The sequence below is a fragment of the Polyangiaceae bacterium genome (genome assembly GCA_016715885.1).
Classification (GTDB): Bacteria; Myxococcota_A; Polyangia; order Polyangiales; family Polyangiaceae; genus Polyangium.
Genome location: JADJXL010000005.1, coordinates 78,327 through 101,425, shown reverse-complemented (window position 1 = coordinate 101,425; position 23,099 = coordinate 78,327). Strand labels below are relative to the sequence as shown.

The following is a 23,099-nucleotide window of genomic DNA, read 5'->3' as shown; positions in this document are numbered from 1 at the left end:
CTCGGGCGGATGCATCAGGTACAACGGCGCGGCGTGCACGACGGGAGCCGAGTGCATGTCGACGTATTGCGTCGATGGATTCTGCTGTGGAAATGCATGTACGGGGACCTGCTCTTCGTGTTCGGCGGCGAAGAAGGGCGGCGGATTCAATGGGCAATGCGGGCTCATTGCAGCGAACACGGACCCGGACGACGAATGTGCGGCCGGTGAATGCAATGGATCGGGCGCATGCACGGCTTCGATGCTACTACCCAACGGGAGCGCATGCAGCGCAGGGGCAGAATGCGTGTCGGGCCAATGCATCGACGGATTCTGTTGCGACAGCGCCTGCACGGGCACGTGTGAAGCGTGTTCAGCGGCGAAAAAGGGCAGCGGCGACAATGGCGTATGCGGGCTGATTGCGAGCAGCACGGACCCGGACAATGAATGCGCGGCTGGCGTGTGTAATGGTACGGGCGGGTGCATCAAGTACAATGGCGCGGCGTGCACGGAGTCAGCCGAATGCATATCGAGCTATTGCGTGGATGGGTTCTGCTGTGGCAATGCGTGCACGGGGACCTGCTTTGCGTGCTCGGCGGCCAAGCGGGGCGGCGGGTTCAATGGACAATGCGGGCCGATTGCTGCGAACACCGATCCGGACGACGAATGCGCGGCGAGTGAATGCAATGGGTCCGGCACGTGCTCGACGCCGGCGCTGCTGCCGAACGGGAGCGCGTGCAGCGCGGGTGCAGAATGCGCGTCGGGCCATTGCGCGGATGGGTTCTGCTGCGATTTGGCATGCACCGGGACGTGCCTGGCGTGTTCGGCGGCCAAGAAAGGCAGCGGGGCGGATGGAGTTTGCGGCTTCATTGCGGCAGGAACCAATCCGGATGGCGAATGCGTGAGCGGCACATGCGACGGAGGCGGCAGTTGTAGCAGCAGTGGGCCGTGCACCGGGACGATTTCGCTATCCGGACCGCCCTTGATTCCCACGGGCGGCTCCGTCGCGGCGGCCGATCTGAACGGCGATGGAATCATTGATTTTGCCGTCGCGAAGGCGGCGAATAGCGTGAGCGTGCTGCTGGGCAATGGCAACGGTACCTATGGCGCCGCGGTCGATTATCCTGTGGCTCCCGCCCCCAAATCGGTCATTACAGCAGACATGAATGGCGACGGAAAACTCGACCTCGTCGTCATGGATGCAAGCGGTAGCAGCAATGGCGTGAGCGTGGTGCTCAACAACGGCGACGGTACGTTTGGCCTCGAGCTTGATCACTCCTTTGGCTCCATAGCTCCTCAGGCGGTCACTGCGGCCGACATGAATGGCGACGGCAAGGTCGATCTTGCGCTCCCCATGGCAAACAACACCGTGAGCATCCTGCTCAATACGGGCGCTGGCACCTTCTATGCCCATCTCTCGTATGCTACGGGCACGAGTCCCAAGGCAATTGCGGCGGCGGATTTGAACGCCGATGGCCATATGGACCTCGTCGTTCCGAACTCCGGCACCAACACCGTGAGCGTGTTCATCAACAACGGCAATGGCACTGTCGCCCCCAAAGTCGATTACATCGGGGGGAGTAACCGCAGATCGGTCGTGATGGCGGATATGAATGGCGACGGCAAGCCCGACATCGTCATCGGAGGTGGCGTATTGTTCAACAATGGCGACGGCACCTTTGCCGCATACCTGTCGACCCCTACGCTTTCGCTCACGGATTGGGTCGTAGCGGGTGATATGAACGGCGATGGCAAAACCGATTTCGCCGTCATACAACCCAGCTACACCAGCGTGTGGGTATATCTCAACAACGGCAATGGGACTGCCTTCAGCAGAACCACGTACACCACACCGACGAGTCCAGGTTCGATCGCAATGGCGGATCTGAACGGCAATGGTGCGCTCGACCTCGCCGTCTCCACGGGTGGAGGCATGAGCATGCTCTTCAACAACGGCAATGGTGCATTCGCGGAGAATCTCGATTACGCCACGGGCGCTGTTCCCTATTCGGTGGCTACGGCGGACTTCAACGGCGATGGCACGCAAGACCTCGCGGTCGCGAATGGAAGCGGCGCCAGCGTGAGCGTACTCTTCAACAATGGCAACGACACGTTCGCCCCCAAGGTGGATTATTCCGCAGGCTCGGCCCCTCGTTCAATCGTTTCAGCGGACGTGAATGGCGATGGTCACAGCGACCTTGCCGTTGCGAACTACACCAGCAACGACGTGACCGTGCACATCAACAATGGCGACGGCACGTTTGCGCCGAAGGTTGCTTATCGCACGGGTCCTTACCCCAATCCATTGGGCACCAATTCGGTGGCGGCCGCGGATTTCAATGGCGACGGCGCCATTGATCTCGCCGCTGCCAACAACCAAGGCTTCCCAGTGGGTACGGTGGCTGTCTTGCTCAACAACGGCGATGGGACCTTTGCAACAGCGGTCACTTATGGCGCCGGGATCAATCCCGCATCGGTTGCGGCGGCAGACTTCAATGGTGACGGCAAACCGGATCTCGCCGTGACGAACGAGGGCAGCCACACGATAAGCGTCTTCATCAACAACGGCAATGGCACCTTCGCCACGAAAGTCGATTATGCCACGGATGGTTATAATCGTTTTCCCATATCGATCGTGGCGGCCAATGTGGACGGCAACAACAAGCCAGACCTTGTCGTAGCGCACCGAGATGGCGGCGTGGTCGTGTTCCTCAACAATGGCAATGGGACATTCGCCCCCAAGGTCGCTTATGAAAACGGGACTGCGTACTACTCAGTCGCATTGGCGGATATGGACGGCGATGGCAATCGTGACATCGTGGCGACGAATCGGGACCGCAACACGTTGAGCGTGCTGCGCAACATCAACGGCAATGGGACATTTGCGCCGAGGGTCGACTATGCCACGGGCGGGCAGCCGAGGTCGGTCGCTGCGGCGGACTTGAATGGCGATGGCAAGCCGGACCTTGCCGTCGTGAACGAGAAAGACAACACCGTGCGGGTGATGCTGAACGCCTGCATTCCCTGACCACGCATTGCCCTCCAATACGATCGAAATCCCGGCACGCCTCACCCCCTAACCCCCTCTCCCCCCCCCTCCCCCCCGCGGGGGGAAAAGAAGCTCGTCAGAGCGCCATTCCCAGCCCAAAGCCCATGTAATCGCCTGGCCGCATGCGTACTCGCTCGAGGTCCTTGTTGCCATCGATGCGCGTGTAATCGAATGAAACGTACACATTGGTCGCGCCGGTGATTTTGCGCCTCCCGCTCGGCTGCTGCCCCACACGAATGAAGAGCATACCGCGTATGCGGTGCTCGCCGAATCCCGGATCTTCCAGGTCATCCCCGCGGCCGCCGAAAACGTTGCTGCCATATCGAGGGATCCAACGATACGTCACTTCCATGTCGGCTCGATCGGGGATGAGCGTAAAGGCAATGCGCGGCTTTGCGTAACCAAAACCGTGCGCGTTGAAACCCGCGCCGAGCGCCAAGCTGGCTCGAAAATGGCGGAACGAAATCGGCTGCATGACGATACCCGCGCTTCCCCCAATGCCGCCAAAGTACGACTTGAAGACGGGGAACCCGAACGTGAAGTCGAGCTCCAGGCCACCGACGGAGCCGAATAATGTGGGCAGCGGCAAAAGCGAAGCGCTCACTTGAAAGAGGCCGCTCCCCGAAATCGGGGGGTTTTGCGCATCCTCTTCGAAATCGATGACGGAGCCAGGCAAATACACGATTCCCATGCCGACGATGTGATTCGTGCCAAGCCCTTTGATGTATTCGACATAATCGTCCGCGTCGAACGTTGCCTTGACGGACTCGGCGTAAATGTCCTCCGCGTAAGCCTCGGTGGGAGCAAGCGACAAGGCGGCGAGCGCGCCGAGCGTGGTGCAGATCGTGAGAATGGGGCGCATGTTAGAACCTCCCGCCGAGCGACGCGACATAACCGAATTGACCGTCCCAGGGGCGCACGGTCTCCACGCCGACCGTGGCGGCGAGGCGCCATATCGTGGCGGTGACGGAAATGGTGAGCGGCGTCGGGCGGACGCGATCGATGCGCAGGATGCGGCCATCGACGTTGCGCGTGTCGTAACTATCGTCGTCCTCGCCAATCATCTCGAAGACGCGGCCATTGAGATCGATTGCAGCCTGTGCAACGAACGGACCCCAGGGGACGAGGATTCTGAGCGGAACGCCAATGTATGCTTCCTCGACGAGGATATCTTTGCCAGGAACGATTGCATTGACATCCCCGAAACCAAAACCAGCCTCGAAGACGAAGTGTTTGCCGCTGTAGGCCGTGAGCAAAAAATTCAATCGATATCCGCGCGCGTCGCCATACCCCGAACCGAACCAATCACGTGTATAAATGTCGAGCTCGAATGATTGCTGGCGATACGCGGCGATGCCCGCGACAGCCTTTTCGGTGGCTTCGGCAGCGCGCTGCCGTCCAGCGCCATCGCGATAGGTGGCGGTGCGCGTTTCCGTGGTGACGACTTCCCTTTGCCCGCTCGCGTTGGTGCGCGTATGCGACGACCGGGTAACGCTGGTGGAATCCGGTAATGCGACGGCAGCAGCGCCGATTAGGCCCACGAGGCCGCCGATGACGAGGCCCGAAACGAATCCACCACGCTCGGTGAGCCGATACCCCGTGGCCATGGGATTGCCTTGGCCAAGCGAGGATCCGTAAAGTCCGCCGCCACCTCGAACGATGGCGCCAAGCGTATAATTCGGCCAGCGCAGGCCCACGTAGGCGGTCGATTGCAGCTTGAATGGCGAGAGCTTCTCTCGCGGGGCGGACGCCATCACGGGAGGCTTCGGCGCAATCGGCTCGGGAGTCGCCGGTGGAGGCGTGGCGGGCGCCGGCGACTCGGTGGCGGGCTCCGGCGGAGGCGTGACGGGCGCTGGCGATTCCACCGCGGGCGCCGGCGTAGGCGTGACGGGCGACTTCGAGGATTCCGAGGGTGTTTTCGAGGACTCCGAAAGCGTCGGCACTGGTCCAGCCAAGCTTTGTTCTGCCGATGCGGCCACCATGACCGTCGCACAGAACGCGGTCGCAGCCCATCGAAACACCGAAAAGCGCAGCCTCATTGGCTTTCGCCGCACATGACTCATAAACGAAACGCTATAGCAGAGGAGCACGCAGCATGTACATATTTTTCATCATGAAATGCGCGTGTCGCGCACCGTTCGCTCGTCGCTTACAAGCGATCATTCACGAAGGGTCATTCACAAGGAAAATCGCAAGCGCATTGGACGCGAATACTACATGAAAATGCGCGCGAGCATCCTGGGCGACGGGGCCACGGCGTAATTTGAACAACTCGAAAGCTGCCAACCTCGTTCGTGGAGGTTGCCCGGACAACTTTAGCGCTATTTGTCAGAAATTTGGTAGTACCAAGAAAAAGTGGTACGCCCTTGGGTGATGTGGCTTGTACAACCGAGACTAGGCGCGCACCGCTCTTTGGAGGTAATCTGTAGAGCCAAGAAAGACGCCGGCAGCGATCATCGTCGAAAGCGTCGGGCCCCTCCCGGCATCGAAGAGGAACCGCGATGCTGTGGGCTGTCCTGAGCATTTTCATTGGGGCGCTGCTGGCGCCGCCCGTCCACCGGTTGCTCGGCCGCCCGGCTGTCTGGCTCTTCGCAGCCCTGCCCCTCGGCGTGCTCGCTTCTGCAATGCCGCACGTCCCGAGGCTGCTCGCCGGGCAAGCCCATCAGGCGTCGCTACCGTGGATCCCCTCGCTCGGTGTCGAGCTCGCCGTCCGCTTGGATGCGCTTTCGCTCGTGTTCCTCGCGCTCATCTGCGGCATTGGCGCGCTCATTTTCATTTATGCAAGCAAGTATCTCGAATCGGATCCGCGACTCGGACGGTTTTACGCGTACCTGCTCCTGTTCACCGGCTCCATGGTCGGCCTCGTCCTCGCCGATGACATCTTGTTCCTCTTCGTATGCTGGGAGCTCACCAGCATCAGCTCGTTTCTCCTCATTGCTTGGGACCACGAACGACTCGACGCGCGCAAAGCTGCGCTGACCGCGCTGCTCGTCACCGGCGGCGGCGGCCTCGCCATGCTCGCAGGCTTCGTCCTCCTCACGCTCGCCACCGGCGAAACGCTCATCTCCCGCTTTTCGGGCGACGTCGTCCGCGGAAGCCCCCTTTACCTGCCCATTCTATTCTGTGTCCTCGCCGGCGCGTTCACCAAGTCCGCGCAGTTGCCCTTTTCCTTTTGGCTACCTCGCGCGATGGAAGCCCCCACGCCCGTCAGCGCGTACCTGCATTCGGCCACCATGGTCAAAGCCGGCGTTTATCTCCTCGCACGCCTGCATCCCACGCTGGGCGAAACCCGCGAATGGACCACCGTCGTCACCACCATCGGCGCGATAACCATGGTCGCCGGCGCCGTCCTCGCCGTCACGCAAAAAGACCTCAAACGAATCCTCGCCCAGTCGACCGTCTGCGTCCTCGGCCTCCTCACCATGCTCCTCGGCATCGGCACCCAGGCCGCCATTTCTGCCGCTGTCGTGTACCTGATCGCACATTCACTCTACAAGGGCGCGCTCTTCATGACCGCGGGCACCTTGGACCATGAAACCGGCACCCGCGACGTCACCCGCCTGCGCGGCCTTGCGCGCCTCATGCCCATCACCGCCACCGCCGCCGTCATCGCCGCCATCTCCAACGCCGGCGCACCCCCGCTGCTCGGCTTCCTGTCGAAAGAGCTCTTCTACGGCGCTCTCCTCGCATCACCCTGGATGACCGGCCCCCTCGTCGTCGCCGCCGTCTCCGCCAGCGCCCTCCTCGTCGTCGTCAGCGTCGTCGTCGCCTATCGCCCCTTCTTCGGTGGTTCCCCGACCGCGCCGCAGCTCCCCCACGAGGCACCCCCATCCTTGTGGCTCGGCCCCGCCCTCCTCGCCGCCGCGAGCCTCCTCTTCGGCCTCGCACCGCACCTGCTCGGTAGCCTCCCCAGCGCCGCGGCAACCGCCATCCTCGGCCGCCCCGCCCCGCTCGAGCTCCACCTTTGGCACGGCTTCACCCCCGTGCTCGCCCTCAGCGCCGCCACCCTCCTCGCCGGCCTCGCCCTCTTCCGATTCCTCTCCGGCCGCGTAGACCGCCTTTCTGACACGGCCACGCGTCTCGCAGCCTGGGGCCCTGCGCGTTTGTACGACGCCGCCTTCGCGGGCCTCATGCGCTTCGCCGAATGGCAAACCAAACGCCTCCAGACCGGCCACTTGCGCCATTACCTGCTCGTCACCGTTCTCACGACCGTCGTCCTCGTCGGCGTCCCATTGCGCCAGAGCCTTCCTTTTTCGATTTCCACCGACGGCATCGAGTTTCCCGATCTCGTCCTCGCCGGCGTCATTCTGGCAACCGTGGCCATGACGATGCGCACGCTCTCACGCCTCGCCGTCGTCGCCGCGCTCGGCGCCATTGGCATTTCGGTCATGCTCATTTACGTCATTTTCAGCGCCCTCGATCTCGCGCTCACGCAGATCATGGTCGAGGCGCTCACGGTCGTCATCTTCGTCCTCGTCCTGCACCACTTACCGCGCTTCGTCAGGCGGTCCTCGGCGCGCGTCTGGATGCCCGATGCCATTATCTCCCTGATCTTTGGCGCGACGGTCGCCCTTTTGATCATCATGACGTCGACGCTCTCCCCGGAGCCTACCCTCAGCGAATACTTCGTCGCCAAAGGTTACCCCGAAGCCCACGGGCGCAACATCGTCAACGTCATCCTCGTCGATTTTCGTGCAATCGATACGCTCGGCGAAACGACCGTCCTGTGCGTCGCCGGAATCGGCGTATACGCCCTCCTCCAGTCCCGCACCCGGAAGGGAACCTGAATCATGCCCTCGGTCATTCTGCGTGCGACCACGCCGGTCCTGATTCTGCTTTTGATCATCGTCTCGATTTACGCGCTTTTTCGCGGGCACAACGAGCCTGGAGGTGGCTTCGTCGGCGGGCTCCTCATTGCCTCCGCGTTTTCGCTGCACGTCCTCGCCCACGATGTCCCCTCGACACGGCGACTGCTCCGCATTGCGCCCCATACCCTCCTGGGAATCGGCCTTTCGACCATTCTCTTTTCGGGCATCATTGGCCTCTGTGCAGACGGCGCCTTTTTGGAGGGTATGTGGACGACCGTCCCCATTCCGGGGCTCGGCACCGTCGAACTGGGCACTCCCGTGCTCTTCGACCTCGGCGTGTATATCGGCGTCATGGGCATGGTGCTCATGATCATTTTTTTGACCGCGGAGATGAATCCATGACGCTGCTTCTCGCCATCATCGTAGGCAGCCTTTATGCCTCGGGGCTCTTTATGATGCTTCGCCGCAGCATCGTGAAGCTCGCGTTTGGCTTGGTGCTTCTCGGTCACGGGACCAACCTACTCCTTCTCACGGTCGCCGGCGTCGTCCGCGGCCGTCCGCCGCTCATTCCCAAAGGCGGAGCGGCCCTCGATGCACCGCCAGCCGATCCGGTCGCTCAAGCGCTGATCCTCACGGCGATCGTCATCAGCTTTGCGGTCATCGCATTCACCATCGTCCTCCTTCATCGCGTGCATCGCACCATGGGCAGCGACGATATCGACTCTCTCGAATCGGAATCGGCCGACGCATGAGGGTGCTCCTCGTCCTGCCCGTCCTCGTCCCCATGGCCACCGCGGCCCTCTCGCTCCTTGCCTACCGGCGCGAGCGGACGCAGCGCGCGCTCGGCCTCGTCGGCAGCATCGTGCAGCTCGTCGTTGGCGTCTTCTTGCTCCGAGCCGTGCACCGATTCGGCATTCAATCGACCCAGCTCGGCGCTTGGCCCGCGCCGTACGGAATCACCTTCGTCGTCGACCTTTTCTCGGCCCTCATGGTCTTGTTATCGGGGACCATTGCGTTCGTCACATCCATTTATTCATTCGGGAACATCGACCGCGACCGGCAAGCGCACGGGTTTTACCCGCTCATGCACGTCCTCCTCATGGGGACCAACGGCGTATTCATCACCGGCGACATTTTCAATATGTACGTCTGGTTCGAAGTCACGCTCATTGCGTCCTTCGTGCTCTTGGTGCTCGGCAATGAACGGCCGCAAATGCAGGGCGCCATCAAATACGTCGCGATGAATCTCATTTCGAGTGCCTTTTTCCTCACCGGCATTGGCATTCTTTATGGCTCCGTCCACGCCCTCAACATGGCCGACATTTCGTTGAAGCTCCCGAGCCTCGATGCGCCCATACGCATGACCCTCGCGATGATCTTCCTCGTCGCGTTCGGCATCAAAGCTGCCGTTTTCCCCCTCTTTTTCTGGCTCCCGGATTCGTATCACACGCCTCCCGTCACGGTCACGGCGCTCTTCGCGGGCCTCTTGACCAAGGTCGGCGTCTACGCCCTCATCCGCGTTTTCACCCTCATTTTCCGAGGCGACGGCACATCGACCTACGCACTCATCCTCGGCATTGCGGCATTCACCATGATGGTCGGCGTCCTCGGCGCCGTCTCCCATCGCGAAGTCCGCCGGATCCTCGCGTTTCACAGCGTCAGCCAGGTCGGCTACATGGTCATGGGCCTCGGCCTCTTCACGATGTCCTCCCTTGCGGGCGCCATTTTCTTCGTATTGCACCACGCCATCATCAAATCGAACCTCTTTCTCATCAGCGGCCTCATGACCCCCCATGGCAAAGACGTTCGGCTCGACCTTCAAGGCGGCCTGCTCGCGCGCAAACCTGCCCTCGCCGTATGCTTCATTCTCACCGCTTTGTCCCTCGCCGGCTTGCCCCCCTTATCGGGATTCTGGGCCAAACTCGGTTTGGTCCGCGCCGGCCTCGAAGTCGGCTCGACGGGCGCCGCAATCGTCGTCGCCACGAGCCTTGCGGTCGGTCTGATCACGCTCATTTCCATGACCAAAATCTGGAACGAGGCATTCTGGAAGCCCGCGCCTACCGCTGAAAATACGGCTCCGAATGCGAATCCCGAACGACCTCGCGCGCTTTTGTACGTGCCGGTCGTCCTCATGACAGCGCTCGGGTTTGCGATTGGAATGGTGCCCGAGCCGCTCCTCAGCGTCGTCCAGCGGGCTGCCGCGCAGCTTGCCGATCCGACCGAATACGTGCACACCGTGCTGGGGGAAGGTACCCCTCGATGAGAGCTTTCGTCCTCAATCTATTCCTCGCGTTCGTCTGGGTCACGCTGACGGGTCGAGCGACCGCGAGTGCCGCTGCCGTCGGCTTTGTTCTCGGGTATTTCCTGCTCCTCTGGCTCCGGCGCCTGATTGGCCCGACGACGTATTTCGAGAAGGTGCCCACGGTCCTGTCGTTCGTGGTCTTTTATGCAAAAGAAATGCTTCGGGCAAACCTCAGGGTTGCCCGGGATGTATTGTCGAAGAGGCGACAGAGCCGTCCGGGCATCATCGCGGTCCCCTTGGATTTGGCGACCGATCTAGAAATCACGACGCTCGTGATTCTCCTTGCGCTGACGCCTGGTACTTTTGGCCTCGACATTTCGAGCGACCGTCGAATTCTCTTCATTCATGCGATGTTCGTGGAGAGCGCCGACGCGCTTCGAGCGACCATCAAGAACGAATTCGAACGCCGCGTGAGGGAGCTATACCGATGACCCCGCTTTTGTTGGTTGCGATTGCCACCGTGACGCTCGCATTCGTCGTTGCGCTCATTCGCTTGTTGATTGGACCGAGTCTGCCCGACCGCGTGGTTGCCATGGACCTCATGGCGACGGTCGGCAGCGGGGGCATTGCTCTGTACGCGATGGTGACCGATCATAGCGTTCTTTTGGATGCGGTGATGGTCCTGTCGCTCATTTTTTTCCTCGGCACGATTGCATTTGCTTTTTATCTCGAGAGGCTTGGGGAGACGCCATGATCAGCGATATCATCGAGGGCGCGCTTCTGGTCATTGGCAGCATTTTCATTTTGCTCGCGGCGGTGGGCATTTTGCGCATGCCGGATCTTTTTACGCGTCTTCAAGTCACATCGAAGGCATCGGTCTTCGGCATGACGTGCATTCTTTCCGCGGCGGCGCTTCATTTCGATGCGCCGGCCGTCACCGCGCGAGCCGTCATCATCATTGCATTCGTGGTGCTGACGATACCTGTCGCGACGCATTTGCTGGCGCGCGCCGGATACACGACCAACGTGCCCCTCTCGCCGGAGACCGTGGTAAACGAGCTCGCGGGGCATTACGATCCGACGACGCATACGCTCGCGGGGCCCGAGCCGCGGACGCGCACGTTCGAGCTATCGCCGCGGGCAGTCGTCCTTGGCAAGCGTATCGTCGAGCTTGGTTTGCCGCCGGGGGTGCTCATCCGCGTCATTCACCGTCACGGTGGGGCGATCGTACCTCGAGGGCAAACCATTCTCGAAGCGGGCGATAGGCTGGAAGTGCTCGCCGAGCCGTCGGAGTTCGTCCACGTGCGCGAGATATTCGAGGCGCAGGTTGAAAAGGCGGATGCGGAGGATTCGGATGAGGAGGGTCCGGTGTAATGAAGGGGTGGCCCGTCACGCGGGCTTGGACGTCCACGCGTTCGGCTGCGCTTCGGGGGGCGGGTCCGAATCCCACGCGAGAATGAAGTCCTGGCCTTTGTTCAGGAGCAACATCGAGGGGTCCGAGCGGAATGGTGACGTAGTACGGATTGGGGAAACCTTGCGGTGCCGAGGCTGCTCGTAGTGGGGTGCCCGGGACCGAGCCGTTCTGACGCTCACTTGCTTCGTGGAGTTGCCGAGCCCGAGACCAAACCGTGAGCGGCACAGCATCAGAGTTTTGCTGGGGTCCTAAACCAGTCCGCCCCCCCCCGGCCCCCATCCGGTCCCGCTTCGCGCTGCGGCGCATCACCATGCGCGGCGCACGTCGTCGGGGATGATGGCATCATAAGGCCGATTGCGCGCTCTGAGAAACGCGTTGCCCCACTGGATCAGAGCATTGATGTCGGCCGGACGCGTGCAGTGCACGACCTCCGCCAAGGCCCGATCAAAACAGAGGTACTGGAGAAGCGACCAGAGATCGGTGAGGGGGTTCACCCCGGGATCATCGTTCCGGTAGTCTGCGTAGGCGACCGCATCCCAACCCGACAAGGGCTCTTGCTCTGCCGCTTCAACCCGCTCTTCGCTCCCATCGACTTCGCTCTTGAAACGCATGGCGATCTCGACGAGCTTTCGAGCGGTGTCGCCGGGGATTCCATAGACCGACGTGAGTGTGCTCGGATCTTCCTCCGCCATGCAATAAAGCAGGCTGCGCCATGTATTGTGCCACGGGGCCTCCTTGTAGGCCGTGAGCACAGGCCCCGTAAGCCATCTCGCCACGCATTCCGTGTCTTGCGTCCCGGCCGTCTCGGCGAGCGTGCGAAAACAGGTCTTGGCGAGCTCTTCGATGGAGACCGTCTCATCGAGTTCGTCGGGCGCGTCGGGGTCGGCGGCCCATCTTGCACGGTTCGCAGCGTCAATGGCGTATTGGACGCGGAGTACACCGCGTACCGCGGATTTGACCGCTTCGCCGTTCGAAAGAGTGAGCCCAACATCTGGCCAGAAGCGCTCGAACCGGTCGAGGCTTAGCCACAGACTACCTTTGAACCATGTCCAGTTTTCTTTGTCGTCGCGTAGATTCAGCGGGAAATCGATCATGGGTTGTCTCTCCGTCGCATCAAGTGAGCCAAGCTGAAGCCAACCTGTCAATCGGAGCGCTTCTTGTCTTTGGGAACGACGACGGAAACTCCCGGCTTTGGCGAGAGTGGCTGCGGTTTGGGCTCTAGGGGTTTTCCCGGGCCGAACTCCGGCTTCTGTTCGGCGTATTCGCGAGCCAGGCGCGGCAGATCCTTGTCATCACACCCCTTCCACTTTTCCAGCTCTTGCTTGACCTCCCTTTGACCTTTTTCATATTCTTTCAAGTGGTTCTCCGCTTTCTTGATCAGCGTACCGTCCGGCTTCCTTCCCCAGTTCCCCTCGTTCTCTGCAATCTCACGCCAGCGCGTTGCGAGGCCCTTCCTGCCTTGAGGGAAGCCGCCCTTGGGCGTCGCCTTCCGCTCAGCGTAGATGATGTCATGGATGTCCTTTGCGATCTTCGCGCATCGCTGAGTCTTTTTCTCTTGCTCCCGCGCCGCTTGTGTGCTCGGCGTCGGCGTTGACGCAGGCGGCCCGTTCGGCTTCGAGCCCGTGATTCGCGCCCGTCGTCGCTTGATCTCGTCGGGAGACAAGCGCCGCACTTCTTCGTATTCTTGTGCGCTCGTATAAGGGAGCCGCGTGATGGGGTTCAGCTCGGACGCCCAGGCCGGCGCCGTTGCGCGCGGCAGAAGGAATATCGTGACGCCCACACCGACACCCACGATGACGGGGCCGAGCGGAATGGTGACGTAGTACGGATTGGGAAACCCTTGTGGCGGCGTGCCCGGAGATGGCTGCTTCGGATAGATGCCCGACGGCCGATCCGGCAAAGGCGTGATCCGCTCAGCGGCCTGCGCGACAAACGCCCTCGAAGTGGGCGCAGCGGCCTCGGGGCCCACCTCCACGGGCCACTGCGTCTCTCGAAGCACGCCCAGCATACACGCCTCGGTGGCACCATCGCCCAGCGTCGACCGCTTCACGAACGCCGAAACCGCCCGGCCTTCGTCCGTCACGTACACGTTGATGCTCATGCTGTAGCGCGCAGGCTTCAGCCGAGCGGCGCTACGACGCGGGCAGCTCCCGAGCCGCTTCGCCACGGGCTCGGGGACACGCATGCCTCCACGTGCGCCGGGACGAACAATCGGCAACAGGCGCGCAATCCGATCGTCATGGGCGCTCCACAAGGCCACCGACCGCTCGTCGTCGGCCACCGTGTTGCCAGGCAAGATCGGCATTTCCGCCACAGCACGCGTTCGTCCCAGCGCCTCCCGCGCCTGCACCAACCTCTCCACCACTTCGTGCAATGCACGCGCAAAACGCATCGTTTCGTCCGGCGTCGGCGCGTGCCAGCGATTGTCCAAATACGCTTCGCGATACGCCTCCTCCGTTGCCTCGTCCACGCTCAACACGTGCCATTCGTACTGGACGATCCCCGGCGTCGTCGTCGCAAACGTCAATTTCCACCCCGGAGCTCCCTCGGCGAAACGCACGCCAATCTCGCCCTCGTAGCCCGTCCCGAGCTTGAACTCCGGCACACCGAGCATTGCTTTGTTCAGGAGCAATAGCTGCCAATCAACCTTTTTCTTGCCCGCTTCCTGATGCATTTGTCCGGGCGGAACGACCTCGAAAAGAAACCGATCCTCCACGTCCACGAGATCGAGGCGCCTTTCACGATCGAATTCATTGACCATGTGCGTGTTGCCACCCGCTTCGTCGACCACCTCCACAAGGACGTCACGTTCGAGCCCGCGATACCCCGGATGAGTCGCTGCGTAATGTGCGCAAATCAATCTCAAAGCCGCGTAAGCGAGATGGAACTCGGATGGGCGGATCCCAGGCTCGCCGTTTGGCGTGTACGCTTCCGGAAGGTGCTCCGGCTCCAAAACGCGCGGTTTCCCCGGTGCCTCGCCGCTCACATAGTCGCGCATCCAATGCGCAGGACGCCGCGCGTCGGCCGCCATTTCCGCGCTCAACATGGCCTGAAATGCAGTCGCATTCGATGCCACCACGCGGACTTCACCGGGACCACAGCCAAGAATCGTCCCTGCCAGCCCCAAGGTCGTCAGGACAGTCACGACGATGCGAAGATGTCGCGTGACAAACGAAAGGAAAGCGCTCACCCATCGAGCCCATCAGGCCCGAAACGGAGTGTCAAGCGGCACCTTCGGCGGCCTCGCCCATGCCAACCCTTGGCCTCGCGCATGCCAACCCTTGGCCTCACGTTCGGCCAACCCTTGGCCTCGCCCATGCCAACCCTTGGCCTCGTTCAAGCAAGACCTTGGCACGGCCCCATGCCGATGCTCGGCCTGCGCAATGCCAACCGTAGGCCATGGGGCACGCCGACCATGGGCTCGCGGTTGGCCAAGGTTCGCCGTGCGCCAGGCCAAAAGCCGTCGACGTGCAAGCCAAGCGTCGGCATCGCTCGGGCCAAGGGTAGGCTGGCGTCGTGCCGCATCGACGACGGAATTTGTTGCGATGCCGTGATGAGCCATGGTAGCGTGCGAGCCGACAGGAGGGTCCCATCATGGACAACAAGGTCGGAGACAATCTGCCGAATGATGACGAGTTTGCGGCGCGCGTCGCGCAGCTCGACGACATATTGGAGTGGTTGAGGAAGTTTTGCATACACTTGACCCCCGAGGAGCGGGCGAGCTTGACGCGCGGTCGGCGCGGGGCGGAGCCGTATCTTGCGCAGGTCGCCGAAACGGCGAAAAAATATGATTGGAAGGCGCCTGATTTGACGCCCGATCAGGTATTGAACGATTTGCGGCTGACGCAGCGATTGGATCCCATTCGGCACCGACTTACGTTGGCAAACGAGCTCGTCGACGACACCTCTGCTCGAGCGAGCAGCGAAGCCAACGAGGGCGCGTATGTGTTTTATGGCATTGCGCAGAGCATGGGCAGCCGTATCCCCGAAGTGCAGGCTGCCGTGCGTCCCTTTGCAGAGTTCTTGTCGAACACGCGCAAGAAGAGCGCAAAGTAGCCGGACACCTTTCATGAACCGCACGCTGGCCAGCTCGCAACGCTAAAGGACGTCGTCGACCATTATCGCACGCTGGCGCATGAGCCTCGATTGGGAAAGCCCGACTCATTGCTCGAGCGTGTAGGTAGCAATGTCCGAACGAACGATCTCGTCGCTTTGTTAGGGTCGCTCACGAGCCCCGAACGGCCAAGCGCTCATTGAGCCTACACGCCAAACTCAGCCCGGGGCCATGAGCTTTCTCGTCCCATTGAAAGACGAGCACGGCCGGGCCCATGCACAACCTCCCTGCTCGTGCGGCCTGCCATTTTCGACGCTTCGTGAGATCCTGGCGTCATGAGCGAGACCAACTCCGCGCGCGGCAACAAGCGGCCATCGCCGAGCTCGGTCAATTCGCGCTGCTCGAACACGATGTCGATGCCGTGCTGCGGGAAGCCGTCACCCGAGTCGCCGGGACGCTCGACGTGGAGTATGCCAAAGTCCTGGAACTGCTGCCTGACGGACGTGCATTGCTGCTGCGAGCTGGCGTCGGTTGGCGCGAGGGCGTCGTGGGTGTTGCCACGATCAGCACCGATCTCGATTCGCAAGCCGGTTACACGCTCCGCATGGGGCCAAGGAGCCGCTCATCATTACGGATCTGCACAGCGAGAAGCGTTTTGGGGTGGCGCCGCTTTTGCGCGAGCATGGGGTCGTGAGCGGCATGAGTGTCATCATCGGCAATCCTCACAATCCGTTCGGCGTGCTGGGCTGCCACTCGACGCGACTACGCGAATTCAGCCAGACGGACGCTCAGTTTTTGCAGTCCGTCGGAAACCTCATTGCCGCAGCCATCGAACGCAACCAAAACGAAGCGGCGCTGCGCGCGAGCGAGCAGAAGTACCGTTCTCTTCTCGAGTCGATCGATGAAGGGTTCTGCATCATCGAAGTGATTTTCGACGAAAAGGACAATCCTGTCGATTACCGGTGGCTCGAGGTGAACCCTGCATTCGAGCGGCAAACCGGCTTGAGCGATTTTCGAGAAAAAACCATTCGAGAAATGCTGCCGGCGCATGAAACGTATTGGTTCGAGATCTACGGCCGCGTCGCGCGGACGGGCCAAGCGACCCGCTTCGAACATCGTGCTGCGCAATTGGGTCGCTGGTATGACGTGTATGCCTGGAGGCACGGAGACCCTCGAGACGGGCAGGTCGCCGTGCTTTTTAATGACGTCACGAAACGCAAGCTGATCGAACAATCTTTGGCCGAAAGCGCGCGTCAGCAGCAAGCGCTTTATCGATTGGCGGATCAATTGCATCGCGCTCGATCCTTTGCAGACATCTACAATGCAGCGCTCGATGCGATTCTCGATGCGTTGCAATGCAATCGCGCTTCTATTTTGCTCATCGACGACGCCGTCGTGATGCGTTTCGTCGGTTGGCGTGGGTTGTCCGATGCCTACCGTCGTGCCGTCGAAGGCCATTCACCATGGTCGGTCACGGAGAAAAATGCGGTACCGATTCACATCGACGACGTGGCTCGCGCCGATTTGAGCGATTCGCTCAAATCGACGATCAAGGGCGAAGGGATCGGCGCGCTCGTGTTCGTCCCCGTCATCTCCGATGGGAAGCTCATTGGTAAGTTCATGGCGTACTTCAATGCGCCTCATGTTTTCACCGACGAGGAAATCGAGCTCAGTTTGACCATTGCCCGTCAATTGGCTTTCGCCATTGCGCGCAAACGCGCCGATGAAGAATTGCGCGAGAGCGAGGGGCGGTTTCGAGCATTCTTCGAGAATTCGACGTTGCCCTTGTGGGAGGACGACTGGAGCGAAGTCAAAGCGCAGCTTGCCGAATGGTCTCGCTCGGGGATCACGGACTTGCGCCATTACCTACAAGAGGACCCGCGAGCCATCGGCACTTGCCTGAGCCGCGTGCGTCTTTTGAAAACCAATCAGGCAGGCGTCGAGCTCCTTCATGCGCCCGACAAGGACGCCGTTTTGAAGCAGCTCGATCGCCAAATCGCACCAGAATCGTGGCATGTCATTGCCGATTTGCTAGTGGCCATCGCCACCGGGCAAACCCATTTTCGCGGGGAATCGGTCCTCAAAGGCTTCACGGGAGAAACGTGCCATGTCATATTCGACTTCGTTGCTCTTCCCGGCCATGAGGAAACGCTCGAACACGTGCTCGTGTCGCTCGTGGACATCACCGAAATCAAACGAGCCGAGGAGACGCTCAGAGAAGCGGACCGACGGAAAGACGAATTCTTGGCGATGCTCGCGCACGAGCTTCGCAATCCGCTCGCGCCGATCCGCAATGCCACGCAGGCACTGAAGCTCATCGGGCGCTCCGACGCCAAACAGCAGCGCATGCTGGAGGTGATCGAGCGGCAAATACAGTACATGGCGCGACTCGTGGACGACTTGCTCGACGTTTCACGCATTACGCGCGGCAAGATTGCTCTGCAGCGCGAGACGCTCGAGCTTGCGACGATCGTGAGCCGCGCGGTGGAATCGAGTCGGCCGCTGATCGATGCACGCAGGCACCAATTGACCGTCACATGGCCGCCTCATTCGGTGAGAGTCGACGGTGATTTGACTCGTCTCGTCCAAATCATTGGCAACTTGCTCAACAATGCCGCCAAATACACGGACGAGGGGGGCCATTTATGGCTCGAGGCTGCCGATGAAAATGGCGAAGCGGTCATTCGGGTGCGAGACGACGGGATCGGATTGAGCGCGGACATGTTGCCGCATGTATTCGATCTTTTTGCTCAATCGAATCGGTCGCTCGACCGCTCACAGGGCGGTTTGGGCATTGGATTGACGCTGGTCCGGAGGCTCGTCGAAATGCACGGTGGGAAAGTGGAAGCGAGGAGTGAAGGGCCGGGCCTCGGTAGCGAATTCATCGTGCGGCTGCCAGAGGTCGGGCCCAAAGAGGCGTCGGACGTGGGGAAATCGCGATGGGAACGTGCGCGGATCGAAGCTGGCGCTTTGCGCGTGCTGATCATCGAGGACAACGTGGATGCGGCAGAGACGCTGTCGTTCATGCTGGAGCTCGGTGGGCACGAAGTTCGGATTGCACATGATGGCGCGTCGGGGCTCGCAGTGGCCGATGCGTTCAAGCCGCAGGTGGTGGTGTGCGACATCGGTTTGCCGGTCATGAACGGCTTCGAGGTCGCAGCGAAGTTGCATGCGCAGCCGGGATTCGAGCAAACGCCGCTGATTGCGCTGAGCGGTTACGGGCAGGAGGAGGACCGGCGGCGTTCGAAAGAGGCGGGGTTTGCTTATCATCTCACGAAGCCCGTCGAGCCGGAGGCGCTCATGGCATTGCTCGAATCGCTTTCGCTTGGTGCAAGCGCGGTGAAATGACGGGGCGATGTTTTCAGGACGGTTCTTCGAAGACTTCGAGCGTGTATTCGATGGTTTGGCCTTGTTCGGGTACGCCGATGTAGAGCTCGTAGCTGTCTTTGGACCAGGCGCCACGCGTGACGGTGGGCGGCGCGCCGCCAATTTCCTTTGCACAGAAGGTTCCGCGCGGATAACGCACCATGGGCTTTGCGCCGCCTTCGGAGGTGACGCGGATACGCAAACCTCCCATGGGCTGATCGTTCAAGGTCATGATGTAGTCGGGCTTGTCTGCGATCCAAAGCTTGCAGGCGCCAGCTTGGACGGTTCCGGTGGCTTTGCCTTGTCGCCGATAAAGAGGCGAACCGGAGCCGAATGCGAACGCGTTGTCGGCACCTGCGGCCGCGGGCGTCGTCGATGAGGAGCCTGCGCTTTCCTGACCGGCGCAGCCGACGAGGAGTGGAAGCACAGCAACGATGGAGGACATGAATAGGAGTCGCATTGTTGGAGTATGGACGACCAGGGCGGCAAACGTCAAGAATTCGTGCGATCAACGTCCCCGGGAGCAGGATTTGCGCAGGCGCCTCGGCGAGATTGCACCGCCGCGCGCTTCGATGGTATCCTGCGGCGATGCGTCGCTTCGCTTCATGGTTGCTCGCTGCCGCTCCTTTCGTCTACGGTTGTGCCACGAAGTGCGATATGACTCGCTGGCCCGACGAATTGAACAATCCCAACATGACCGTCTCGTTCTTTGACGGGAGCGCCAACGGCTATGTCTTCAGCGTGGGCAACGTGGAATATCGGCCCGTGAAGCGGGAGGAAAGCTCGAGTGGGAGGTATAGCGGCGGGGAGCCGTTCAAACGCGCCATCGACGCGCCGACGTACGCCAAGATTGCGAATGCGATGAATGCTGCCATCGATGCGAAGGCAACGCATATCCAGAACCGGACGATGCTTTCGGGCGTGATTTCGATAAGATGCGGCGATGCGTCCCGCGATTGGATCATCGCGCCGGGCAGCGCCGAGCTTTCGGCGATCGAAGAGCTGATGGATGAACTGAAGGCGGGAGGGACGGGTTCGTCGCCACGTTGAACTAGGTATCGTACAGCAACTCGTCAGCTCGTGGCTCCTCGATAGCATCCGTGCCGTCGTTCTGCTTCTGGATCTCTTGCAGCCAATGTGCTGCGCGGCTGCAGCATCGCGCGAGCGCTGCACTTTCGGCGTCCAAACGTGTGGTCCACCGAATGGCATCCGAGGGGTGCCGCGCCATTTCGCTGGCCACCGTGAGCGCCCGCCTGCGCCAAGCTCGAAGGACCGAATTCGTCAGTCGCAAGTCCAGCCCATTCATTCGTCGGTGAAGCGGCGCGAGATCCCAGGCATACGCGTCAATGACGAGCTCCTGAATTTCTCCGGTCGAGCCTTCGATGAGCTCACCAATTCGGCCATAATCAACGATGCGCTGCGGCAAAAGCGGGCGAGCCGCGTGCAAAGACTGCGGCAGATCATAATGGATATGCGCCACCATCGAGGAAAGCAGAGCACCCAGGGCTTGGACCGATCCCCCACGGCGTAGCTCGAAAGCGTGATTCCATGCGGCTATCACGTTCGCACCACCGAGATGATTCTGCAATGCCTCGAGATAACGCTTTCCAAAGTCGAGCATCACCTGTGTGACCCATGTGGGCTCTGCAAATGCTTTCGCTCGAATCCCCCATTCAATGGCGCGTGTGACGATCACGTAAGCCGCGGCAAATGTGCCTCGAAGGTCGTGCGTGCGCCCTGCCCACGTGTGAATGAGCATGAACTGTTCTCGCAGATGCTCCACGCTACGAGGGTGAGGTTCCAGTCGCGCGAACAATTGCCGCTCTGCGGGCGTCACTCGCTCGCCCCCACGATTTTCCGGGGGAACCCGTCGAACGCTCGCGCGCAAAGCAACCCGCCCATGACCGCGGATTCCATTGCACCGCAATTCATTCCATTGCGCGTCCAATCGCCTGCCAGGTACAAGTTTCGATATCCATTGCGATCGTGAGGCAATAGCCGATGCTCGGTACTTCCCGCGACGGACAAGACGTAACGCTCGGATGGATACGTATTCGCGCGCCAGTATTGTGCATCGAGGCGCTCCATACCCTGAGGCGCGTCCGGTCGATGATCGACCAGGTGTGACCAATCGAAGGGCCCTGCATGAGCCGCACGCAGATGCTTTGCGCCTTCTCCCACGAGCACCCGTTCGGCATGGCGTCGCACGGAGGCTCGAGCGTCGGTGTGCCTTGCCGGAGCGTCGGACATGGGGCTGACATAATAAGAAACGTGGCCCGGCGCCTGGGTCCCGGACCAACCCTCGTACCGCAGAAGATGGCTCATGTCGGCCCACACATTGAGCGGACTTTCGTCATCGTACCAAAACCCTGTAATGGGCTGCCCGGCATCTCGACCGTGACCTGGAATCGGTGCCCCCGACCGTAGCCAAACCTGGAGCGATTGCGTGCGGGTCGTCGCAACATGTTCGGTGGCACGCTGCCATTGCATATTGCGCGACCAATTGCTGGCAAATCGCCGGCAAAGCGCCAAACGAAATACCCAAAATCACCTTGTCGAAATCGCGCCCATGCTCCAGCGAGATTCGTCGGGCATGAGGTGGATCTACATGCGGATCCTCGAGATCCAATCCAAGCCGTTCCATTTCGGCGCCATGTTCGAGTTGCTCCCAGAGCGGGCGGTTCGGCCAGCACGGTTTGTCGTCGAATGGATACAAAGGTTCGTAAGGCGCGCCCGTCTTCGTACGCGCTTGCTCCGTCATCGAAATGCGCCCGATGAGCAAATCACCCTGAGCGGGAATGATTTCATCGACGCGATGGAAAAATCGAAAATGCACGCCACGTGCGCGCAAGAGCTCGTACAGCGGCGCAATGAGCACGTCACCGGTGCCTCCTCGCATCTTCCAGCCGAACGCACCTTTGTACGTGAACGCTGCGCGAAAGAGACCGGCAAGCAAAGTGCCCGCTTCGTAATCGGCTCCCGCGGCAAACCCACTTTGCTCTTCGCGTGACGTATTGCCACCACGATAAGCAAACGACGAGTCGTACATCACCCGCAAAAGCACGGATCGCTCCAAAATTCCACCATCGTCCATGGCGTAGCGCCGTAGCCAGTGCCGAAAAATCGATGTAATTCAACGCGTCGAGCCCTTTGACGAAGATGTTTTCCGTCGCGAGCCCAATCACGATCGAAGTGGCGAAATGAATTGCGATCCACAGCCGTCGCGTCCCATCGTCGTGCAACGTGGGGCCGAGCGCAACGAATGCAGCTCGACGGGCCGCCTTCAAGGCGTTGACGACGACGTCGCTCGGCAAGCGGCCAACGACGGCCGACAAGCGCACCCAAAATGGTTTGTCTTTCAAATCTCGAGGGGCGAACGATAACAAGCCTTCGATGGCTTTGACGACGATGTGCACCGCCGCCTTTCGTCCCACAGACATGGTGCGTTTCGTGCCGACCATGGGCGGAGCCACACTGCGGTCGTGATAACGAACGTTCAGCTCCAGAAATTCGATCATCAATTCAACCGTTTCCGCCAGGGAAAGCCCTTCGGCCCCATCACCAGGCATTCGGTCGTTGCTCGGATTGTAAATGTGCCAAGGCCTCGGTTTGCCATTGACTTCTTCCACGAAGACGGCGGCATTCTCCGGACTCACCGCATCCATGAAATCCCCGCGTTCAATCCCATGACGATCGCGCAGCTCGCGGTATACGCTGCGCATCATCTGAAACGTGTTTTCATAAAAACCGAACAGGTTATGCAATCCGTGCTCTTCAATACGGCCAAAACAATGCGGATCGAGACTGCGTCCGCTGGCACCCTTGCCCCCCAGACGGAAACCAAGCTGATAAACGGTCAATTCATACGCCTGGGCATGCGGATTTTCGGGCGAAGTCAACGCATACGCAGCGGTCAGCGCGCCCATTCCGCCACCGAGCACTGCAACTCGAACCTTCGGTGAAGTCGACATGCACCGAGCATATCATACCAAGAGCTTGTAAAGTATGGACACCATGCAAAAAGTTGTCGGAATTCGATGCCTTTCGAGTGAATGCGCAAGCTGGGCTTCTTTTCGTCCCGCATCCCGCACGAACCACTCGAAATGGCTATCGAGCCAAAGGAGCGGACCCGTATCCCATCGTACTCGTGCGAAAGTTCACGCGTTCAGAAGAATGAACGTATGCTC

General features: G+C 60.8%; 20 protein-coding genes. 11 read left to right on the top strand and 9 right to left on the bottom strand.

The features are described 5' to 3' along the window. Positions 1–241: 241 nt before the first annotated feature. Complete coding sequence (locus tag IPM54_09770) at positions 242–3,007, top strand: VCBS repeat-containing protein (GenBank protein MBK9260110.1); 2,766 nt, start codon at positions 242–244, stop codon at positions 3,005–3,007. Positions 3,008–3,104: 97 nt separating this feature from the next. On the opposite strand, the gene IPM54_09765 is transcribed toward IPM54_09770, so the two are convergent. Both IPM54_09765 and IPM54_09760 read right to left on the bottom strand, forming a co-directional pair. Next, positions 3,105–3,890 (bottom strand): hypothetical protein, encoded by a 786-nt coding sequence (locus tag IPM54_09765; GenBank protein ID MBK9260109.1) that lies wholly within the window; start codon positions 3,888–3,890, stop codon positions 3,105–3,107. Between the two features lies 1 nt (position 3,891). Further along, positions 3,892–5,049: a hypothetical protein gene (locus IPM54_09760; GenBank protein ID MBK9260108.1), complete on the bottom strand. Its 1,158-nt coding sequence runs from the start codon at positions 5,047–5,049 to the stop codon at positions 3,892–3,894. 480 nt (positions 5,050–5,529) lie between these two features. On the opposite strand from IPM54_09760, the gene IPM54_09755 reads away from it, so the two are divergent. The 7 genes from IPM54_09755 to IPM54_09725 are packed head-to-tail and all read left to right on the top strand — an operon-like array spanning position 5,530 to position 11,452. Beyond that, positions 5,530–7,815: a putative monovalent cation/H+ antiporter subunit A gene (locus IPM54_09755; GenBank protein MBK9260107.1), complete on the top strand. Its 2,286-nt coding sequence runs from the start codon at positions 5,530–5,532 to the stop codon at positions 7,813–7,815. 3 nt (positions 7,816–7,818) lie between these two features. Further along, positions 7,819–8,238: a Na(+)/H(+) antiporter subunit B gene (locus IPM54_09750; protein ID MBK9260106.1), complete on the top strand. Its 420-nt coding sequence runs from the start codon at positions 7,819–7,821 to the stop codon at positions 8,236–8,238. Then, positions 8,235–8,588 carry a Na+/H+ antiporter subunit C gene (locus IPM54_09745; protein ID MBK9260105.1) on the top strand — a complete coding sequence of 118 codons (354 nt, stop codon included), beginning with the start codon at positions 8,235–8,237 and terminating at the stop codon, positions 8,586–8,588. Before IPM54_09750 ends, IPM54_09745 begins: the two co-directional genes overlap by 4 nt. Then, a complete protein-coding gene (locus IPM54_09740; protein ID MBK9260104.1) occupies positions 8,585–10,099 on the top strand; it encodes a Na+/H+ antiporter subunit D in 1,515 nt (504 codons plus the stop codon). Before IPM54_09745 ends, IPM54_09740 begins: the two co-directional genes overlap by 4 nt. Further along, entirely contained in the window at positions 10,096–10,569 is a 474-nt protein-coding gene (locus tag IPM54_09735) for a Na+/H+ antiporter subunit E (protein MBK9260103.1), read from the top strand. Before IPM54_09740 ends, IPM54_09735 begins: the two co-directional genes overlap by 4 nt. Continuing rightward, positions 10,566–10,832, top strand: a complete 267-nt coding sequence (locus tag IPM54_09730) for a cation:proton antiporter (protein ID MBK9260102.1) — start codon at positions 10,566–10,568, stop codon at positions 10,830–10,832. Before IPM54_09735 ends, IPM54_09730 begins: the two co-directional genes overlap by 4 nt. Then, complete coding sequence (locus IPM54_09725; GenBank protein MBK9260101.1) at positions 10,829–11,452, top strand: Na+/H+ antiporter subunit G; 624 nt, start codon at positions 10,829–10,831, stop codon at positions 11,450–11,452. Before IPM54_09730 ends, IPM54_09725 begins: the two co-directional genes overlap by 4 nt. A 345-nt stretch (positions 11,453–11,797) precedes the next feature. Here the strand turns inward: IPM54_09725 and IPM54_09720 are convergent, their stop codons facing one another. After that, the gene (locus IPM54_09720; protein ID MBK9260100.1) at positions 11,798–12,586 is read right to left on the bottom strand and encodes a hypothetical protein; all 789 of its coding nucleotides are present in this window, start codon (positions 12,584–12,586) and stop codon (positions 11,798–11,800) included. A 47-nt stretch (positions 12,587–12,633) separates the two neighbouring features. Then, on the bottom strand, positions 12,634–14,682 hold the full coding sequence (locus IPM54_09715; GenBank protein MBK9260099.1) for a hypothetical protein: 2,049 nt from the start codon (positions 14,680–14,682) through the stop codon (positions 12,634–12,636). 404 nt (positions 14,683–15,086) lie between these two features. Between IPM54_09715 and IPM54_09710 the strand changes: the two genes are divergently transcribed. Both IPM54_09710 and IPM54_09705 read left to right on the top strand, forming a co-directional pair. After that, positions 15,087–15,548, top strand: a complete 462-nt coding sequence (locus tag IPM54_09710; protein ID MBK9260098.1) for a hypothetical protein — start codon at positions 15,087–15,089, stop codon at positions 15,546–15,548. Between the two features lie 529 nt (positions 15,549–16,077). Further along, positions 16,078–18,894: a response regulator gene (locus tag IPM54_09705; protein MBK9260097.1), complete on the top strand. Its 2,817-nt coding sequence runs from the start codon at positions 16,078–16,080 to the stop codon at positions 18,892–18,894. 13 nt (positions 18,895–18,907) lie between these two features. On the opposite strand, the gene IPM54_09700 is transcribed toward IPM54_09705, so the two are convergent. Then, on the bottom strand, positions 18,908–19,357 hold the full coding sequence (locus IPM54_09700) for a hypothetical protein (GenBank protein MBK9260096.1): 450 nt from the start codon (positions 19,355–19,357) through the stop codon (positions 18,908–18,910). 143 nt (positions 19,358–19,500) lie between these two features. Between IPM54_09700 and IPM54_09695 the strand changes: the two genes are divergently transcribed. After that, entirely contained in the window at positions 19,501–19,962 is a 462-nt protein-coding gene (locus IPM54_09695; GenBank protein ID MBK9260095.1) for a hypothetical protein, read from the top strand. 1 nt (position 19,963) lies between these two features. Here IPM54_09695 and IPM54_09690 read toward each other — a convergent pair whose 3' ends face one another. From IPM54_09690 to IPM54_09675, 4 genes are read right to left on the bottom strand one after another with little or no spacing between them, the layout of a single operon-like run. Next, positions 19,964–20,695, bottom strand: coding sequence for a hypothetical protein (locus tag IPM54_09690; protein MBK9260094.1), 732 nt, complete (start codon positions 20,693–20,695; stop codon positions 19,964–19,966). 50 nt (positions 20,696–20,745) lie between these two features. Continuing rightward, complete coding sequence (locus IPM54_09685) at positions 20,746–21,237, bottom strand: FAD-dependent oxidoreductase (GenBank protein MBK9260093.1); 492 nt, start codon at positions 21,235–21,237, stop codon at positions 20,746–20,748. A 28-nt stretch (positions 21,238–21,265) separates the two neighbouring features. Next, entirely contained in the window at positions 21,266–21,811 is a 546-nt protein-coding gene (locus IPM54_09680; GenBank protein ID MBK9260092.1) for a hypothetical protein, read from the bottom strand. Next, the gene (locus IPM54_09675; protein MBK9260091.1) at positions 21,792–22,883 is read right to left on the bottom strand and encodes an NAD(P)-binding protein; all 1,092 of its coding nucleotides are present in this window, start codon (positions 22,881–22,883) and stop codon (positions 21,792–21,794) included. Before IPM54_09675 ends, IPM54_09680 begins: the two co-directional genes overlap by 20 nt. Positions 22,884–23,099: the final 216 nt, after the last annotated feature.